This is a genomic window from Exiguobacterium sp. ZWU0009 (assembly GCF_000798935.2).
Classification (GTDB): Bacteria; Bacillota; Bacilli; order Exiguobacteriales; family Exiguobacteriaceae; genus Exiguobacterium_A; species Exiguobacterium_A acetylicum.
Genome location: NZ_CP018057.1, coordinates 155001 through 170806, shown reverse-complemented (window position 1 = coordinate 170806; position 15806 = coordinate 155001). Strand labels below are relative to the sequence as shown.

The following is a 15806-nucleotide window of genomic DNA, read 5'->3' as shown; positions in this document are numbered from 1 at the left end:
GATTCCTCATTTCCCTAAGTATAGAGGTTTCTTCCAAGACATGGGTGAATCAATACCCATCCGATATGCTCGTCGTCTGTAATTCCTGCTCGATAAGCGCGATGTTCTCCTCAAAGAATGCTCGGTGCTCTTCTAATCCACGTTTGATGCACCATCCGACGGCCGTGAGTGCTTCCCACAAACGATAGTATGAAAGATACGTCTCGATCGGCACGTCTGGGTGTAACGTCGCGTATCCTTCTTGAAATGCCGTGACGTAAATGGAACCGAATGTATTGAGATTACGGACGATCTTCGTGAAATCCATCTCGACGGCCCCATAGCGGGTCGTCTCGAAATCGATCACCCCTGTGACTTGATCACCTACCGCCAATAAATTCGCTAGTCGGAACTCACAATGTGTGGCAACGGGACGTGAAGGCTCCGGTAACAACTGTTCCCGTCTGACTAACTCTATTTGGATGTTCTCTAAAAAACCGGGGTCGAGTTCGGACGTGATGAACGGCATGAATCCATCGAGTTTTTCATTCCGAAAATACCGCCAATCCTGAACCGGATAGGCATAAAATCCATCTTCCGTATACTCGCCGTAGGCTTCTCCTGTGCACGTATGCAGCATTGCGAGCGTTCGACCAATTTCGTACGCCAATTTTTTAGTCATCGTAACCGGTGCCTGTCCTGGTAAGGCAGCAAGCACGAACGCCCCGGTCGTCTGCCCGGGAGCTGCCTCAGCTAAGATGTGCGGCACGGGTACAAACCCTTCTATTGCATGAATCCAGCCACGCTCCCGGTACCACTTTTCAGCCGTATACGGGCGTTTCAAGAAAACGACCTGACCATCCGATAGGACGAGACGATCGACTTCAGAACTATACGATTCGTCGACGGTCGCGCATACCGCGACGTCGAGTTGAAAATGTTCAATCCATTCGTCTCGTGTCATGTTGTCGTCCCCAGCATTTTCTGTAGCGTTTCACCTGGTAGACCGTCAATCGGTCCCACATAGGTCGATTCAAAACCTAATCCGATCAAAATACGACGCGAAGCTTCATGTGCTGGATCAATCGTCGCCGTGACGACCCGCAACTCCTCTTCCGTCGCTAACTGTAACAGGCGCTCTGCAATCGCTGTACCGTATCCGCGTCCCCATTGATCGGGTAATAGCATGTAGCCGAGCTCTGCTTCGAACGGTTGCGTTTGACTCCGGGACATGTGCCCGATTCCAATCCATGTCTCTTCGGCATAAATCAGATACGATCCGAGTCGGTCGTGTTGCTGTTGTTCAAGGATTCGGTCAAAGCGTTGTTTCGTTTCCGCATCTGTTAATGCCTGCTCCGTGATATAACGCATGACACGTTCGTCTTGGACGAGCGTCGCGTAGCGTTCGTAATCGGGCGCTGTTATTTTTCGTAATTCAATCATCTTATTCTCCTCTTCATGTCCGGTAGTCATTGTGGGTTGGGGTGAAGACATCTTCCGTTGACGGACGAACGATCGCAAAATGTTCGACGTTATAATGACCGTGCAAGACTTGATTATGGTGAGCGATCATTTGCTCCGGAGTCAGGACATCGGAGCCGTTTGTTGTATGCCCATCTGCGACGAGTGTGACATCAAAACCATGCACCGTCGCGCTGCGCACCGGGGTATCAATGCAGTGTTCCGTCTTACAGCCTAAGACAATCAGATGGTCAATTGATGCTTGCTGTAGATGATCAAGCAAGGGGGTGCCATGAAACGCATTCGTCGCCGCTTTATCAAACGTGACACTTGACGCTGGAACGGGAATCGAGTCATGGACCGCAAACCCAGGTCCTGTTCCGCCAGCGACGTCGAGATCCCGAATGAAGACGACCGGGATGTTCCGATCGTCTGCTTCGAGTACGACCCCTTCGATGACGTGCGCGACTTGTTCCTTTAAGTATACTGGACGTTCTTCCGTGTTCCCGTCGACGAGTTCTTGTTGAAAATCAATCACTAGGACCGCTTGGTTCATCGTCATGTTCCTCCTTGTAAAATCGACTGTTTGTTTCCTTCCCGTTCATCTGAATGATTTCCTGCTCTTGACAGACGCGAAACTTTTTAGCTGTTGGATTCGTTAAGAAGAAGGAAAGGATGTGTCTGGATGATTTGGTTTGGCGTTATCTTCTTATGTGTACTTCTCGTTAATCTGACACTGGAGAAACTGATCATGAACCGGACGATGACAGGTCGCTGGTTCGTCCGTAACTTACTTATTTGTCTCGGAATCACTCTCTTACTATTCGGAATCGAACGTTATATCCTATCCGGATTCTAAAAAAGCAGATAGCGATTTTCGCTACCTGCTTTTTCATTTAATAGACTTCGTAATTTTGCCCCGTCTGTGCCCCTTCGACACTTTTCTCAAACGCCGTCGCGACACGTGACGCCGGAACGGCTTCAAAACCACGGAAGAAGGGTCCGTACTTTTCAAGTGACTCGATCAGTACATTCGGACTGACGCTGTTGATCCGAATGCCTCGTGGCATCTCGATCGCTGCTGCATGAACGAACGCTTTGACTCCACCGTTAGCAAGCGCAGCAGATGCGCCTTGGCGAATCGGATCGTCCATCATGATGCCGGTCGTCAGCGTAAAGCTTCCGCCGTCTCGTACTGACTCTAAACCAAGCAAGACGAGATTGATCTGACCTTTTAGTTTACTGTCGATCCCGATTTGATTAAGCTCCGGTGTTAAGTCCGTCAATGGACCAAAATGAGCGCCACCTGTGGCACTAATAACGGCGTCAACAGAGCCGACTGTTTCATACATTGCCCGAATACTTTCCTCTGATGTGATGTCGACTTGTACATCCGCTCCGGTTCGTCCGGCACGAATGATGTCATGCCGCCCACTCAACTGTTCGACGACTGCCTGCCCAATCGTTCCGCTTGCCCCTACTACTAAAACTCGCATGATCCCTTCCCCTTTCACGTCTAGCTTACCTATCTAGCCTACTGCACAGCAGATGATGGTTTCAAGGAATGTACCGGATGGGTCTTCAAGAAGATAAGGATTTCTTCGAACAAACGCTGTTTGTCCCGATCGAGCGTCAGTAAATGTTTACTGTTCGGAAGAAGGACCTTTTTCTGATCTTGGCTCGGCACCGTCGTTTCGATTCTCTCGAGACTTGCATGATAGACGGCATCATCTAATGCGCCAAGGAATAGAGCGATGGGCTGTGTGATCTTCGGCAAGACGACTCCTGTGTCGAGGATGAACTGTTGCAGTGCTCGTAAGTCTTTTTCTGGGCGTGGAAAATGACGGTCGACAAAGTCTACGATCCACTCCGGCGAACGATCGTCAAATTGAAAATACCGTTCCGTATAACGAAGGACGCGGTGCTCGAGTCCGGCAATCGTCCGCTCAAGAATCGGCGTCGAGAGTAAGATGAGTCCGGCACATCCTGACTGTTCTGCCAGTCGAAGTGCCATCACTCCACCGAGTGATTGTCCGATCAAAAAGATGTCGGTGTGTCCTCGATCTTGTAAAAACGCGAGTCCGACTTGCGCGGACTGCCAGACGTCTTCGATCGTCGTCGCAAACAACCGCTCCGGCGATTCCCCGTGCCCGGCGTAATTGGGCGCGTAACAGGTGTACCCAGCTGCATGTAAAAAACGAGCGAGGCCCCGCATCTCATTCGCACTTCCAGTAAAACTATGTAACAACAAAATAGCAGGTCCAGGTCCTTCTAAGTACAGATCCTTTGATTTCGTAATCAAGTGCGCACCTCCTTTTCATCTCTTCAGACTTCCTCTACCGAAGCATCCTCCCGTAACGATTCTATAATCCGAAAGCCTGGGTAGTCCGCTTCGGATCGTCGTTCCCCACTCGTCCGGTAATAAGCATTCCAGTAACTGATCATTCGGTCTTCGGTCCGCTTCATGTATCTTGGGTCATCCTCGACGAATTGTCGTTTCACTTCCGAATCCCATTGCTCGATTACGGGTACGATGCTGTCGACAATTTCACGGACGTACTCACTAGCAAGTTCGATGATATAGGCGAGGACCCATCCGTCGCGCGGACGATTTTTAAGCAACTGCTGGAGATAATGCTCACGGACATAACCGTCATGATGACGCGTGTAGAGGCAATATAACATCGTCTGTTGTGTTGGCGTCAACTGTTCAATTCGCTCGGACGCGACTTCTGGCATGTATACGCGCATCGGAATCTGTATCTGTTCCTGCTCTACATTTACTTCGATCGCCCCTGGTGATAAGCGTGTCCATCCAAATGGTAAACATGCTTTAACGATCCGAACGTCTTGTTCATATCGTTTAGGGAATGCTGCAAGCCATCGGTTCATCTTATTCTCCTCTCATATAAAAAACTCCAAACGGCAGACGCTTTGATGCGGCTATCGTTTGGAGTCGATTTGTTTTCTTATTCAACCGTTACTGACTTCGCCAAGTTACGTGGCTTATCGACGTCACAGTCGCGACCGAGTGCCGCGTAGTATGAGATCAATTGAAGTGGTAAGACCGACAAGAGCGGTGACAAGAGTGGCTCGACTGCTGGGATGACGAATGCATCCGTCGGCAATTCAAGACCTTCTGCTGCGATGACACACGCGTTTGCACCACGTGCGACGACTTCCTTGACGTTCCCACGGTTGTTGAGGTGAACGTGTGGTTGTGTCACAAGCGCGATGACAGGTGTGTTGTCTTCGATCAAGGCGATCGGACCGTGCTTGAGCTCTCCACCCGCGTATCCTTCTGCTTGGATATACGAGATCTCTTTGAGTTTCAATGCACCTTCCATCCCGACGTACGCATCTTGTCCGCGACCGATGAAGAACGCGTTTCGTGACTCAGACAAGTATTCTGTCGCGATTTCTTGGAAGCGATCTTTTTGAGACATGACCGATTCCATCGCACTTGAGATTTTACCGAGTTCCTTCATGAGATCAAAGTTGACGGCAATCCCTTTCGCTTGAGCAAGGTCAAACGCAAGGACAGCGAGAACAGCAATTTGCGCTGTATACGCTTTTGTTGAAGCAACGGCGATTTCCGGACCTGCGTGGAGCAACAATGTTGCGTTTGCTTCACGTGACAATGTTGATCCTGGAACGTTCGTGATCGTCAGTGCCGGGTGACCGAGTTTCTTCGCTTCGACGAGAACGGCACGGCTATCCGCTGTTTCACCTGATTGTGAAAGGAAGAGGAAGAGCGGTTTCTCTGTCAATAGTGGCATGTTGTATCCGAACTCAGAAGAGATGTGAACTTCTGTCGGGATGCCTGCGATTTGTTCGATCAACTGTTTTCCGATCAAACCAGCATGGTAGCTTGTTCCGCAACCGATGATGTAGACACGGTCACGACCAAGTACGAGATCACGGACCGATTGGTCGAGTGTGATGTCGCCTGCTTCGTTTTGATATTTTTGAACGATGTTACGGATGACCGCTGGTTGCTCATCCATCTCTTTGAGCATGTAGTGTGCGTACGTTCCTTTTTCGATATCTGATGCATCGATTTCAGCTGTGTACGCTTCACGCTCTTGGACGTTCCCGTCGAGATCTTGGATCGTGACGCTATCACGCGTCAAGATGATCATCTCACCGTCATGCAACTCGATGAATTGATCCGTTACTTGTAACATTGCCATTGCGTCTGACGCGACGACGTTGAACGTACCGTCACCGAGACCAACGAGAAGTGGTGATTTGTTTTTCGCGACGTACAAGACGTCCGGATTTTCAGCATCGATCAATGCGAGGGCATACGAACCATGCAAGACGCGGAGTGTTTGACGGAATGCTTCCGCAACGTCACCTGTCTCGTTGAAGTTCTTTTCAATCATCTGAACGATGACTTCTGTATCCGTGTCGCTGAGGAGATCGACATTCAATTCTGCTTTTAGCTGCTCATCGTTTTCGATGACGCCGTTGTGCACGAGTGTGAAACGTGCTGACGCACTTTGGTGTGGGTGTGCGTTTGGTACGCTTGGGACACCGTGTGTCGCCCAGCGTGTGTGTCCGATTCCGACTGTGCCGTCTGCCTCAGCAGGAACGACTTCGCGTAGCGCAGCAATCCGGCCTACTTCTTTATGGACTTGGACGCCGTCGTTGACGAACGCAAGACCTGCCGAGTCATAGCCGCGGTACTCGAGCTTTTCGAGACCTTTTAATAAAATTTCCTTCGTGTTGACCTGTCCGATCATACCTACGATTCCGCACATGTTACATCTCTCCATTTACAAGTATTTCCCTAAAGAGGAAACGGCTCTTGTTGAGAGGATCCCGATCGGTCTGTTTGTCCGTCCAATCACTTGGACGATTTCAGAACGATTTACGGTATGGATCTGGTACCGGGAGGCATCCGCCGAATGATTCGATAAACCTCCACCTCGTCAGCTTTCATCCTACGAAGAAAGCCCTGGCGCTTCTTGTTTCCGTCTGACCCCGTTTCTGTCCGACTTCACCATCATACGAACTTTAATCTGAAAAAGCAAGAAAGGTAACGTATTTGTAACTATTCCCGATATTTTTCTATTCAATACGCATAATCCCTATTTTTTGTAAAAATCTCAATCTATTTTTCTAAAATAATTGTAAAAAAAGAAGCAGAGCAATCGCTCTGCTTCGGGTTGCTTAGTTTTCTTGTAACGCGTAGTTCTCACGAACGACGTTCGCGATCCGCTCGACGTACGCATCACACGCTTCTTGTGTCGGAGCTTCCGCCATGACACGAACGAGTGGTTCTGTTCCTGACGCACGGACGAGAATCCGTCCGTTGCCCGCCATCTCCGCTTCGACTTCTGCAATGATCGCTTGCACGGCAGGGCCGCTCATTGCGCCATTTTTGTCTGAGACACGGATGTTAACGAGACGTTGTGGGAAGATTGGCATCTCAGCTGCGAGTTCCGATAACTTCTTCCCTGTCGCTTTCATGATTTGCAACAACTGGACGCCTGATAACATACCGTCCCCTGTCGTTGAGTAGTCCATGAAGATGATGTGTCCCGACTGTTCGCCACCGAGTGTATAGTCGTTCTTACGCATCTCTTCAACGACGTAACGGTCACCGACCGCTGTCTGAAGCGCCGTCATCCCGTTTTCTTCGACGGTTTTATGGAAACCGAGGTTACTCATGACCGTCGCGACGATCGTGTTGTCTTTCAAACGACCGAGTTCGTTCAAGTATTTCCCGCAGATGAACATGATTTTATCGCCATCCACGATATCGCCGTTCTCATCGACTGCGATCAAGCGGTCGCCGTCTCCATCAAACGATAAACCAACGTCCGCGCCTTTTTCCTTAACGAAGGCAGCAAGATGTTCAGGGTGTGTCGAACCGACACCATCATTGATGTTGAGTCCGTTCGGAGTTGTACCGATTGTCGATACTTCCGCTTCCAAGTCACCGAATAGACGTGGTGCGAGGCTTGACGTCGCCCCGTGTGCGCCGTCGATCGCAACATGGATGCCTGAGAAATCTTCATCCGATGTCTGACGAAGCATGTGGAGATATTTCTGAGCCCCTTCATAGTAATCATGAACGAAGCCGAGTTCTTTTCCGGCTGGGCGTGGTAATGTGTCTTCTGCTTCATCGAGTAATGCTTCGATTTCAAGTTCTGTTGCATCATCGAGCTTAAAGCCGTCTGAACCGAAGAACTTGATCCCGTTATCTTCCACTGGATTGTGCGATGCAGAGATCATGACTCCAGCTGTCGCATCCATCGTTTTTGTCAGGTACGCGACACCAGGTGTCGAGATGACACCAAGACGCATGACTTCTGCACCGATTGATAACAGACCCGCGATGAGTGCATTCTCAAGCATTTGACCAGATACACGTGTATCGCGTCCAATCAAGACTTTTGGTCGTGTGCTTTCGTGTTTCGTCAACACGTAACCACCTGTTCGACCGAGGCGATACGCAAGTTCCGGTGTCAATTCTACGTTTGCGACGCCGCGTACGCCGTCAGTTCCAAAATACTTACCCATGTGTTATTTCCTCATTTCACTAATTTGTTTTAATTGGTCGGAATCGATGTCCGGGGAATCGCTTTTAATGTGACATCCATATTATCCGGACGCAGGACATCAAAGGCTTTTGATGTCTGATACGAGATCGGCAATCCATGCGTTCCTTCTTTTAATCCTGTCACGTCGATGACCGCTTTGATATCCGTCGCATCAATCGATGCTAAATCAGATTCTTTCCCGCGGACGACGACATCAATCGTTTGATTGTAATCAATCGTATACTTTGATTCATCGAATCCATTCAACGTGACCGTCACACCCGGAATCGTTTTCTCCGCTCGATCCTCGACAGTTTCTGTCGTCGAATTGGCATTTTCTTTTTCGACGACGATATTGACAGTGACCTGTGTCGGATCCATCGCTGTCGCGTTTTCCGGTTCAACGAGTTTGACGGTTTTTTCCGTCGTTTTCGTCAATCCTTTGAGCGAGACCGCTTCCGTATCAACAGAACCGATACGCTCTAGTTCTTCTTTTGTTCCATATAGACGAGCTTCCGTCGTGACGGGAACGATCTTGACGACAGTATATCCTTTTTTAACGTTGTCTTTTGTCTTCACATTAATCGGTACCGTCTTACTTTCCTTATAGATCGGTACTGTGATTTCTAATTGTTCCGGTTGATAAGATGCACTGATCGTATTCCCGTTCGTGTCAGTCGCTTTAGCATTGAACGTCTCTTTGAACGTCTCTGCCCGACCGGTCACATCGATCGGTACTTGGATTGCTGAAATCGCCTGTAACTTCTCTGCGCCTCCCGTGACTTCAACAGTTTGTTGGTTCGGTTGCGCTTCCCCAGCAACATATCCTTCAGCGATTTTGTTTTTATTCAGTAAGGCGACTTGTACCGGTACTTCCTTTGTAATCTTCTTATCGAGGAAGACTTCGATCGTCTCCTGTTTCGGCGTCACCTCGACATCTTTTCCGAAGCTGGTTGCTGTGACACGGACACGATGATAGCCAGGGTCGAGTCCTTTCAAATCAATCGATAATCCAAAATCCTGGACGAGCCGGAGCATCGTCAAGCTACTCGACGGCCCTTTGACGGTCACTTCCATACTATCTGGAATATTATAGGCGACCCACTGCGATTCATCATACTGGACCGTGACCGGCACGTCAAATTTCGTCGAACCTTGTCCTGCGATCGGTAATAGACTAGCGGCATCACTTTTTCCCGTCGTATTCGAACCTGCGACCATCAAATACAACATGACGGCCAAGGCGACGGCAACGATGCGTAAAAACCAGCGTTCATTGAACCACTTTTCGAACATTATTTTTTCGCCCCCATCCAGTTCAAGAAGGAAGTATTCGTCGGTTCGGCTTTGACGATCGTCTCAAGTAACTTCGTCCGTAAGGATTCTTCGTCGAGTTCCCGGTACAGACGTCCATTGATGGCGAGTGAGACACCACCCGTTTCTTCCGAGACGACGAGCGTGACGCTATCCGTCACCTCACTGACACCAATTGCTGCGCGGTGACGTGTTCCAAGCTCTTTTGAGATATGTGCACTCTCAGACAGCGGTAAGTAACAAGCGGCTGCTGCTAACTTGCCTTGCTGGACGATGACGGCACCATCATGTAAGGGAGTATTCGGAATGAACAAGTTGATCAGCAACTGACTCGTGATTTGTGAACCGAGCGGAATGCCCGTCTCCACGTATTCACTCAGTCCTGTCTCGCGTTCAATCGTCACGAGTGCTCCGATACGACGTTTTGACATGTACTGAGCAGACGATACGAGTGCATCGACGATTCGAACTTGTTCATCTTCATCACTGATGGCACTACGTGAGAAGAATTTACTCGTTCGTCCTAAGTGTTCCAGTCCACGCCTTAGTTCGGGTTGGAAGATGATGATGATCCCCAGTAACCCGTAGGTGATGATTTGATTCAATAAGAATTGCAATGTTTTAAGTCCAAAAAAGCCACTCAAGAACCAACTGATCAAAATGACCGAGATCCCTTTAATGAGCTGGACTGCTTTTGTTCCTTTGACAATGATCATGAGACGGTAAATGACGAACGTCACGACCGCAATATCAATCACGTCATTAATATAATCGTACCAATGTACGTTTTCTCCCAGTTTCAACAATTGAAATTGAAGTGGTTGCCAGCTGAAGTAATTCACCAACCGTGCCCCCTAACTCATCTGATTTAAACAGTTTCCATTATAGCACAAAGGGACGAGTTCGACTCGTCCCAGCTGATTATTGAAATAGACGCTTGATTCCGTACCAAACGCGTTCGAATAATTGATCAATTTCCTTGATTTCTCCGGTCACGCTACCAGCACTCGCCGTGTAAGCTTTCCCGTCAACGGTCATGACGTCGCCATTGACTTTCCCTTCGATTCGGACGTTCCCACCTTCGACATATAGATCTTGATCGACCGTGACGCCTTTCGGAACGACGACCTCGCCATTTTGAGCGACGATACCTGGTGCATTCGTATAGGATAAGTCATGTTCTTCTTGTGCCATATAACCACCAAGGCTACCGACCGACAAGAGTAAGAAAACAGCCGCTGCCGCGAGCAATGGGTACTGCTTCATCTTCCCTCCAAAACGAGACGGTTGCGGTTGGTGCAGCAAAGCAGCGCTTGGCGTCTCCACCTGGTCGGGCAATTGTGCCAGCACGCGGGATGTAAAATCTGCCGATAATTTGGGCGCTGGAAGTTGACGCAGTCGAGCATCAAGGAGTCGATACTCTTCGAACTCGTCCATCGCGTCTACTTCTCGTAACTCTGCTTCTAATCGCTCGAATTCCTCAGGTGGTTGATTTTGATCTAAATAATCCTGGATCCGTTCATGTACATGCTCTCGTGACATGGTGAGTTCCTCCTTCTCATCGTTTGGCAAAATGCTTCTTCAGCGCTTCTCGTCCACGATGAATTCTAGTTTTGACAGTAGCGACAGGTAATTCGATCATTTCACTGATTTCCTTTAGCGAAAGATCCTCTACATATTTCAGGACGAGTGGGACACGGTATTTTTCTGGTAAAGCTGCAATCGCGTCCCCGACTTCGTTTCGTTGCTCGTTATCGACCACTTGGTCCTCCGGCAAGGTGTCCTTGCTCTCGAGTTGTGAATACAATGTCAGTCCTTCAGTACCTGACATCTCAGCATCAAGAGAATAATCAGGTTTCTTTTTCCGTAATCGGTCAATCGATACGTTCGTGACGATTCGGTACAACCAAGTCCGGAACTTCCATTGTGCATTATACGAATCAATTTTCGTAAATACACGGATGAAGGCTTCCTGTGTCGCATCCTCCGCCTCCATTCGATCGCGCAAGACGCGGAAAGCCACAAGAAAGGCACCTTCCTTATATAGATCAACAAGTGCCGCGAATGCATCACGGTCTCCCTGTTTCACTCGCTCAATTAAGCGTAGTGTCGTTTCTTCCACTTTGAATACCCCCCGCTCTATGCGGTCAATCTCTTATACGAAGTCGACCGATAAATGTTTCATCTCCTTTTAAATTGTAACAAAAAAAACTTGAACCCCGATGAAAAGAGTTCAAGTTCTATCCATTATTTTACTAAGCGATGTGTTTCCATTGCCAAAAGTAGATCTCCGATTAGTTCATTCGCAAGTTCTGCTGTTCCGTTTCCTTCTTCAAGTAACGGATTCACTTCAACGAATTCAGCTGCAATGAAGTCTTCTGCCGTTGCGCAATGCTTGAGCACTGTCTTCGCATCGTCTAAGAAAATACCGTCAGCGACACGTGTTCCTGTACCGACGACGAGTGATGGATCGAGACCGTCCATATCGAAGCTAAGATAGAACGCATCCGTCGTTTCCTTCAAATAAGCAATCGCTTCTTCCATGATCGCGTCCATTCCCCGAGTTCGGATCGCTTCCATATCATAGACACGAATACCAAGACGATCAATCAGCTCTTGTTCGCCTGGATCAACGTCACGTAATCCGATGAAGACGAGATGTTCCGGTTGCAGCTTGACATCTGTTCCTCCGACTTCCGTTAAACGCTGATGTCCTTCCCCAAGGGCTACAGCGAGCGGCATACCGTGGATGTTACCAGACGGTGATGTTTCCGGTGTATTCAAATCACCGTGTGCATCGAACCAGATGACGCCAAGACGTGGTACAGTCTGACGTAACCCTGCAATCGTTCCGATCGCCATGCTGTGATCGCCACCAACTAATAACGGAAAACGTTGCTCCGATAACGCATCACGTACAATTAGATGCAAGTCATTCGTCGTGTGGACGACGCCTTCAAGACGTTTCAGCTTCGGATCTTCTTCTCGGACTGCATCCTCGGATAAAACAGCCGCTTCCCCGTAGCGTACTGCTTCTTGTCCCCGTGCTTCGAGTGTCGCGAGTAGACCCGCTTTTTCGACAGCAGCAGGTCCGTGTTCAGTGCCCGGCTTTCCTTGTCCATAACGGTACGGTACGCTGATATACGCGATGTTCATACGATATTCCCCCTATGTCATAGTCACTTCTACATACATTGTAAGCGGTAACAAACGAGTGGTTCAACTCAACAAAAAAACGCATGAATATACAAAAAAACACCGTGAAGGGAATCACGGTGTTCTTGCGTACGTACTCTGGTTATGCTTGGCATTTCATATAAAAAAAACTTAAGACGAACGAAACTCGCTTAAGATCTTTAAATAAAATTGGTGGAGCCTAGCGGGATCGAACCGCTGACCTCCTGCGTGCAAGGCAGGCGCTCTCCCAGCTGAGCTAAGGCCCCGAAAGAAAAAGCGGAAGACGGGATTCGAACCCGCGACCCCGACCTTGGCAAGGTCGTATTCTACCACTGAACTACTTCCGCAAGAAATGAGCCATGCAGGATTCGAACCTGCGACCCTCTGATTAAAAGTCAGATGCTCTACCAACTGAGCTAATGGCTCGACATGGTGGGGGGGGGCGGATTCGAACCGCCGAACCCGAGGGAGCGGATTTACAGTCCGCCGCGTTTAGCCACTTCGCTACCCCCCCAGTTTGTCTAGGAAACTTATACAATTGAGAAAAACAGTGCCGGCAACAGGAGTCGAACCCGCGACCTACTGATTACAAGTCAGTTGCTCTACCAGCTGAGCTACACCGGCACAAAAAGTATAATGGTGACCCGTACGGGATTCGAACCCGTGTTACCGCCGTGAAAGGGCGGTGTCTTAACCGCTTGACCAACGGGCCATTGGCTCCGCAAGTAGGATTTGAACCTACGACCTACCGGTTAACAGCCGGTTGCTCTACCACTGAGCTATTGCGGAATAAATTAAATGCCTGGCAACGTCCTATCCTCACAGGGGGAAGCCCCCAACTACTTTCGGCGTTCAAGTGCTTAACTTCCGTGTTCGGCATGGGAACGGGTGTGACCACTTGGCTATCGTCACCAGACGACGGGCTCGCGCCCTCAAAACTGAAGTCATCAACAATGCATCTGCTAGAACAAGGCCTCGACCGATTAGTATCACTCAGCTCCACATGTCGCCATGCTTCCACCCGTGACCTATCTACCTCATCGTCTCTGAGGGGTCTTTCTTGATTACTCAAAGGGAAATCTCATCTTGGAGGGGGCTTCATGCTTAGATGCTTTCAGCATTTATCCCGTCCGCACGTAGCTACCCAGCGATGCTCCTGGCGGAACAACTGGTACACCAGCGGTGCGTCCATCCCGGTCCTCTCGTACTAAGGACAGCTCTCCTCAAATTTCCTGCGCCCACGACGGATAGGGACCGAACTGTCTCACGACGTTCTGAACCCAGCTCGCGTACCGCTTTAATGGGCGAACAGCCCAACCCTTGGGACCTACTCCAGCCCCAGGATGCGATGAGCCGACATCGAGGTGCCAAACCTCCCCGTCGATGTGGACTCTTGGGGGAGATCAGCCTGTTATCCCCAGGGTAGCTTTTATCCGTTGAGCGATGGCCCTTCCATGCGGAACCACCGGATCACTAAGCCCGACTTTCGTCCCTGCTCGACTTGTAGGTCTCGCAGTCAAGCTCCCTTCTGCCTTTGCGCTCTACGAATGATTTCCAACCATTCTGAGGGAACCTTTGGGCGCCTCCGTTACTGTTTAGGAGGCGACCGCCCCAGTCAAACTACCCGCCTGACACGGTCCTCCAGCCGGATCACGGCTGCGAGTTAGAGACTCTATGCATGAAGGGCGGTATCCCAAGGGTGACTCCTCCGAAGCTGGCGCTCCGGGCTCGACGTCTCCCGCCTATCCTGTACATCATGCACAAAGCCTCAATATCAGGCTGTAGTAAAGCTCCATGGGGTCTTTCCGTCCTGTCGCGGGTAACCTGCATCTTCACAGGTACTATGATTTCACCGGGTCTCTCGTTGAGACAGTGCCCAAATCGTTACGCCTTTCGTGCGGGTCGGAACTTACCCGACAAGGAATTTCGCTACCTTAGGACCGTTATAGTTACGGCCGCCGTTTACTGGGGCTTCGGTTCAAAGCTTCGCTTGCGCTAACCCATCCCCTTAACCTTCCAGCACCGGGCAGGCGTCAGCCCCTATACGTCATCTTGCGATTTAGCAGAGACCTGTGTTTTTGCTAAACAGTCGTTTGGGCCTATTCACTGCGGCTCTACTCATGTAGAGCGTCCCTTCTCCCGAAGTTACGGGACCATTTTGCCGAGTTCCTTAACGAGAGTTATCCCGCGCGTCTTAGAATTCTCATCTCGCCTACCTGTGTCGGTTTACGGTACTGGCGCCTTCCCCCTCACTAGAGGCTTTTCTTGGCAGTGTGAAATCGTGACCTACGTCCCTACGGGACTCCGCATCGTTCCTTGACTTTGGTGCCTGACGGATTTGCCAATCAGACGGTCTTGAAACTTGCACATGCACTTCCATCCGCATGCGTCACTATCCTCCTGCGTCCCCCCATTGTTCAAACGGTGGATCGGCGGTACAGGAATATCAACCTGTTATCCATCGCCTACGCCTTTCGGCCTCGGCTTAGGTCCAGACTAACCCTGAGCGGACGAGCCTTCCTCAGGAAACCTTGGGCTTTCGACGGAGGGGATTCTCACCCCTCTTTTCGCTACTCACACCGGCATTCTCACTTCCAAACGCTCCACTGCTCCTTCCGGTACAGCTTCACAGCGGTTTGGAACGCTCCCCTACCATTCCTTACGGAATCCGCAGCTTCGGTGGTATGTTTAGCCCCGTTACATTTTCGGCGCGGCGCCACTCGACTAGTGAGCTATTACGCACTCTTTGAATGGTGGCTGCTTCTAAGCCAACATCCTAGCTGTCTAGGCAGCGCCACATCCTTTTCCACTTAACATACACTTTGGGACCTTAGCTGGCGGTCTGGGCTGTTTCCCTCTTGACTACGGATCTTATCACTCGCAGTCTGACTCCCGAGTATAAGTTGCTGGCATTCGGAGTTTAACTGAATTCGGTAACCCTGTGGGGGCCCCTAGTCCAATCAGTGCTCTACCTCCAGAACTCTCAACCTCGAGGCTAGCCCTAAAGCTATTTCGGGGAGAACCAGCTATCTCCAGGTTCGATTGGCATTTCACCGCTACCCACACCTCATCCCCGCACTTTTCAACGTGCGTGGGTTCGGACCTCCAGTCAGTGTTACCTGACCTTCATCCTGGACATGGGTAGATCACCTGGTTTCGGGTCTACGACAACGCACTGAACGCCCTGTTCAGACTCGCTTTCGCTACGGCTCCGCCTCATCGGCTTAACCTCGCGCGTTATCGTAACTCGCCGGTTCATTCTACAAAAGGCACGCCATCACCCGTTAACGGGCTCTGACTACTTGTAGGCATACGGTTTCA

At 49.9% G+C, this 15806-nt stretch carries 14 protein-coding genes, 7 tRNA genes and 2 rRNA genes (1 of these 23 only partly in view); 1 reads left to right on the top strand and 22 read right to left on the bottom strand.

Annotation, left to right across the window (positions count from 1 at the left end; translation table 11 throughout):
* Positions 1–49: 49 nt before the first annotated feature.
* From L985_RS01040 to L985_RS01030, 3 genes are read right to left on the bottom strand one after another with little or no spacing between them, the layout of a single operon-like run.
* Positions 50–943 (bottom strand): phosphotransferase family protein, encoded by an 894-nt coding sequence (locus L985_RS01040; RefSeq protein ID WP_047392103.1) that lies wholly within the window; start codon positions 941–943, stop codon positions 50–52.
* The gene (locus L985_RS01035) at positions 940–1422 is read right to left on the bottom strand and encodes a GNAT family N-acetyltransferase (protein WP_029343116.1); all 483 of its coding nucleotides are present in this window, start codon (positions 1420–1422) and stop codon (positions 940–942) included. The genes L985_RS01040 and L985_RS01035 overlap by 4 nt, the downstream gene beginning before the upstream one ends.
* A gap of 13 nt (positions 1423–1435) precedes the next feature.
* Positions 1436–1996 carry an isochorismatase family protein gene (locus L985_RS01030; protein ID WP_047392107.1) on the bottom strand — a complete coding sequence of 187 codons (561 nt, stop codon included), beginning with the start codon at positions 1994–1996 and terminating at the stop codon, positions 1436–1438.
* A 129-nt stretch (positions 1997–2125) separates the two neighbouring features.
* Between L985_RS01030 and L985_RS16910 the strand changes: the two genes are divergently transcribed.
* Complete coding sequence (locus tag L985_RS16910; protein WP_156772479.1) at positions 2126–2299, top strand: hypothetical protein; 174 nt, start codon at positions 2126–2128, stop codon at positions 2297–2299.
* Between the two features lie 37 nt (positions 2300–2336).
* On the opposite strand, the gene L985_RS01025 is transcribed toward L985_RS16910, so the two are convergent.
* The 19 genes from L985_RS01025 to L985_RS00935 all read right to left on the bottom strand — a co-directional run.
* Positions 2337–2936 (bottom strand): short chain dehydrogenase, encoded by a 600-nt coding sequence (locus L985_RS01025; RefSeq protein ID WP_047392111.1) that lies wholly within the window; start codon positions 2934–2936, stop codon positions 2337–2339.
* Positions 2937–2974: 38 nt separating this feature from the next.
* On the bottom strand, positions 2975–3742 hold the full coding sequence (locus L985_RS01020) for an alpha/beta hydrolase (protein ID WP_052169414.1): 768 nt from the start codon (positions 3740–3742) through the stop codon (positions 2975–2977).
* A 23-nt stretch (positions 3743–3765) separates the two neighbouring features.
* A complete protein-coding gene (locus tag L985_RS01015) occupies positions 3766–4332 on the bottom strand; it encodes a hypothetical protein (protein ID WP_047392115.1) in 567 nt (188 codons plus the stop codon).
* A gap of 77 nt (positions 4333–4409) precedes the next feature.
* On the bottom strand, positions 4410–6206 hold the full coding sequence (gene glmS, locus L985_RS01010; RefSeq protein WP_047392120.1) for a glutamine--fructose-6-phosphate transaminase (isomerizing): 1797 nt from the start codon (positions 6204–6206) through the stop codon (positions 4410–4412).
* A gap of 412 nt (positions 6207–6618) precedes the next feature.
* The gene (gene glmM, locus L985_RS01005; protein WP_029343107.1) at positions 6619–7974 is read right to left on the bottom strand and encodes a phosphoglucosamine mutase; all 1356 of its coding nucleotides are present in this window, start codon (positions 7972–7974) and stop codon (positions 6619–6621) included.
* 29 nt (positions 7975–8003) lie between these two features.
* On the bottom strand, positions 8004–9290 hold the full coding sequence (locus tag L985_RS01000; protein ID WP_047392124.1) for a CdaR family protein: 1287 nt from the start codon (positions 9288–9290) through the stop codon (positions 8004–8006).
* Positions 9290–10150, bottom strand: a complete 861-nt coding sequence (cdaA, locus tag L985_RS00995; protein ID WP_050676886.1) for a diadenylate cyclase CdaA — start codon at positions 10148–10150, stop codon at positions 9290–9292. The genes L985_RS01000 and cdaA overlap by 1 nt, the downstream gene beginning before the upstream one ends.
* A gap of 79 nt (positions 10151–10229) precedes the next feature.
* A complete protein-coding gene (locus L985_RS00990) occupies positions 10230–10850 on the bottom strand; it encodes an anti-sigma factor (protein WP_029343104.1) in 621 nt (206 codons plus the stop codon).
* A 16-nt stretch (positions 10851–10866) separates the two neighbouring features.
* Positions 10867–11430, bottom strand: coding sequence for an RNA polymerase sigma factor SigW (sigW, locus tag L985_RS00985; RefSeq protein ID WP_023466660.1), 564 nt, complete (start codon positions 11428–11430; stop codon positions 10867–10869).
* A gap of 125 nt (positions 11431–11555) precedes the next feature.
* Positions 11556–12464 carry an arginase gene (gene rocF, locus L985_RS00980; protein WP_029343103.1) on the bottom strand — a complete coding sequence of 303 codons (909 nt, stop codon included), beginning with the start codon at positions 12462–12464 and terminating at the stop codon, positions 11556–11558.
* A 211-nt stretch (positions 12465–12675) separates the two neighbouring features.
* Positions 12676–12751 (bottom strand) — tRNA-Ala (locus tag L985_RS00975).
* Positions 12752–12760: 9 nt separating this feature from the next.
* Positions 12761–12832 (bottom strand) — tRNA-Gly (locus tag L985_RS00970).
* Between the two features lie 6 nt (positions 12833–12838).
* A tRNA-Lys gene (locus tag L985_RS00965) sits at positions 12839–12911 on the bottom strand.
* 4 nt (positions 12912–12915) lie between these two features.
* A tRNA-Tyr gene (locus L985_RS00960) sits at positions 12916–12999 on the bottom strand.
* 37 nt (positions 13000–13036) lie between these two features.
* Positions 13037–13109 (bottom strand) — tRNA-Thr (locus L985_RS00955).
* Positions 13110–13122: 13 nt separating this feature from the next.
* A tRNA-Glu gene (locus L985_RS00950) sits at positions 13123–13197 on the bottom strand.
* A 2-nt stretch (positions 13198–13199) separates the two neighbouring features.
* A tRNA-Asn gene (locus L985_RS00945) sits at positions 13200–13274 on the bottom strand.
* An 11-nt stretch (positions 13275–13285) separates the two neighbouring features.
* Positions 13286–13401 (bottom strand): 5S ribosomal RNA (gene rrf / locus L985_RS00940).
* Positions 13402–13448: 47 nt separating this feature from the next.
* Positions 13449–15806, bottom strand: a 23S ribosomal RNA gene (locus tag L985_RS00935); it runs 556 nt beyond the window's last position.

Bases quoted from the DNA above. Each gene is read 5' to 3' on its own strand.
- L985_RS01035 (WP_029343116.1), bottom strand. From the start codon at position 1,422: ATGATTGAATTACGAAAAATAACAGCGCCCGATTACGAACGCTACGCG.
- L985_RS01025 (WP_047392111.1), bottom strand. From the start codon at position 2,936: ATGCGAGTTTTAGTAGTAGGGGCAAGCGGAACGATTGGGCAGGCAGTC.
- L985_RS01015 (WP_047392115.1), bottom strand. From the start codon at position 4,332: ATGAACCGATGGCTTGCAGCATTCCCTAAACGATATGAACAAGACGTT.
- L985_RS01000 (WP_047392124.1), bottom strand. From the start codon at position 9,290: ATGTTCGAAAAGTGGTTCAATGAACGCTGGTTTTTACGCATCGTTGCC.
- rocF (WP_029343103.1), bottom strand. From the start codon at position 12,464: ATGAACATCGCGTATATCAGCGTACCGTACCGTTATGGACAAGGAAAG.
- glmS (WP_047392120.1), bottom strand. From the start codon at position 6,206: ATGTGCGGAATCGTAGGTATGATCGGACAGGTCAACACGAAGGAAATT.
- L985_RS01030 (WP_047392107.1), bottom strand. From the start codon at position 1,996: ATGAACCAAGCGGTCCTAGTGATTGATTTTCAACAAGAACTCGTCGAC.
- glmM (WP_029343107.1), bottom strand. From the start codon at position 7,974: ATGGGTAAGTATTTTGGAACTGACGGCGTACGCGGCGTCGCAAACGTA.
- L985_RS00990 (WP_029343104.1), bottom strand. From the start codon at position 10,850: ATGTCACGAGAGCATGTACATGAACGGATCCAGGATTATTTAGATCAA.
- L985_RS16910 (WP_156772479.1), top strand. From the start codon at position 2,126: ATGATTTGGTTTGGCGTTATCTTCTTATGTGTACTTCTCGTTAATCTG.
- L985_RS01040 (WP_047392103.1), bottom strand. From the start codon at position 943: ATGACACGAGACGAATGGATTGAACATTTTCAACTCGACGTCGCGGTA.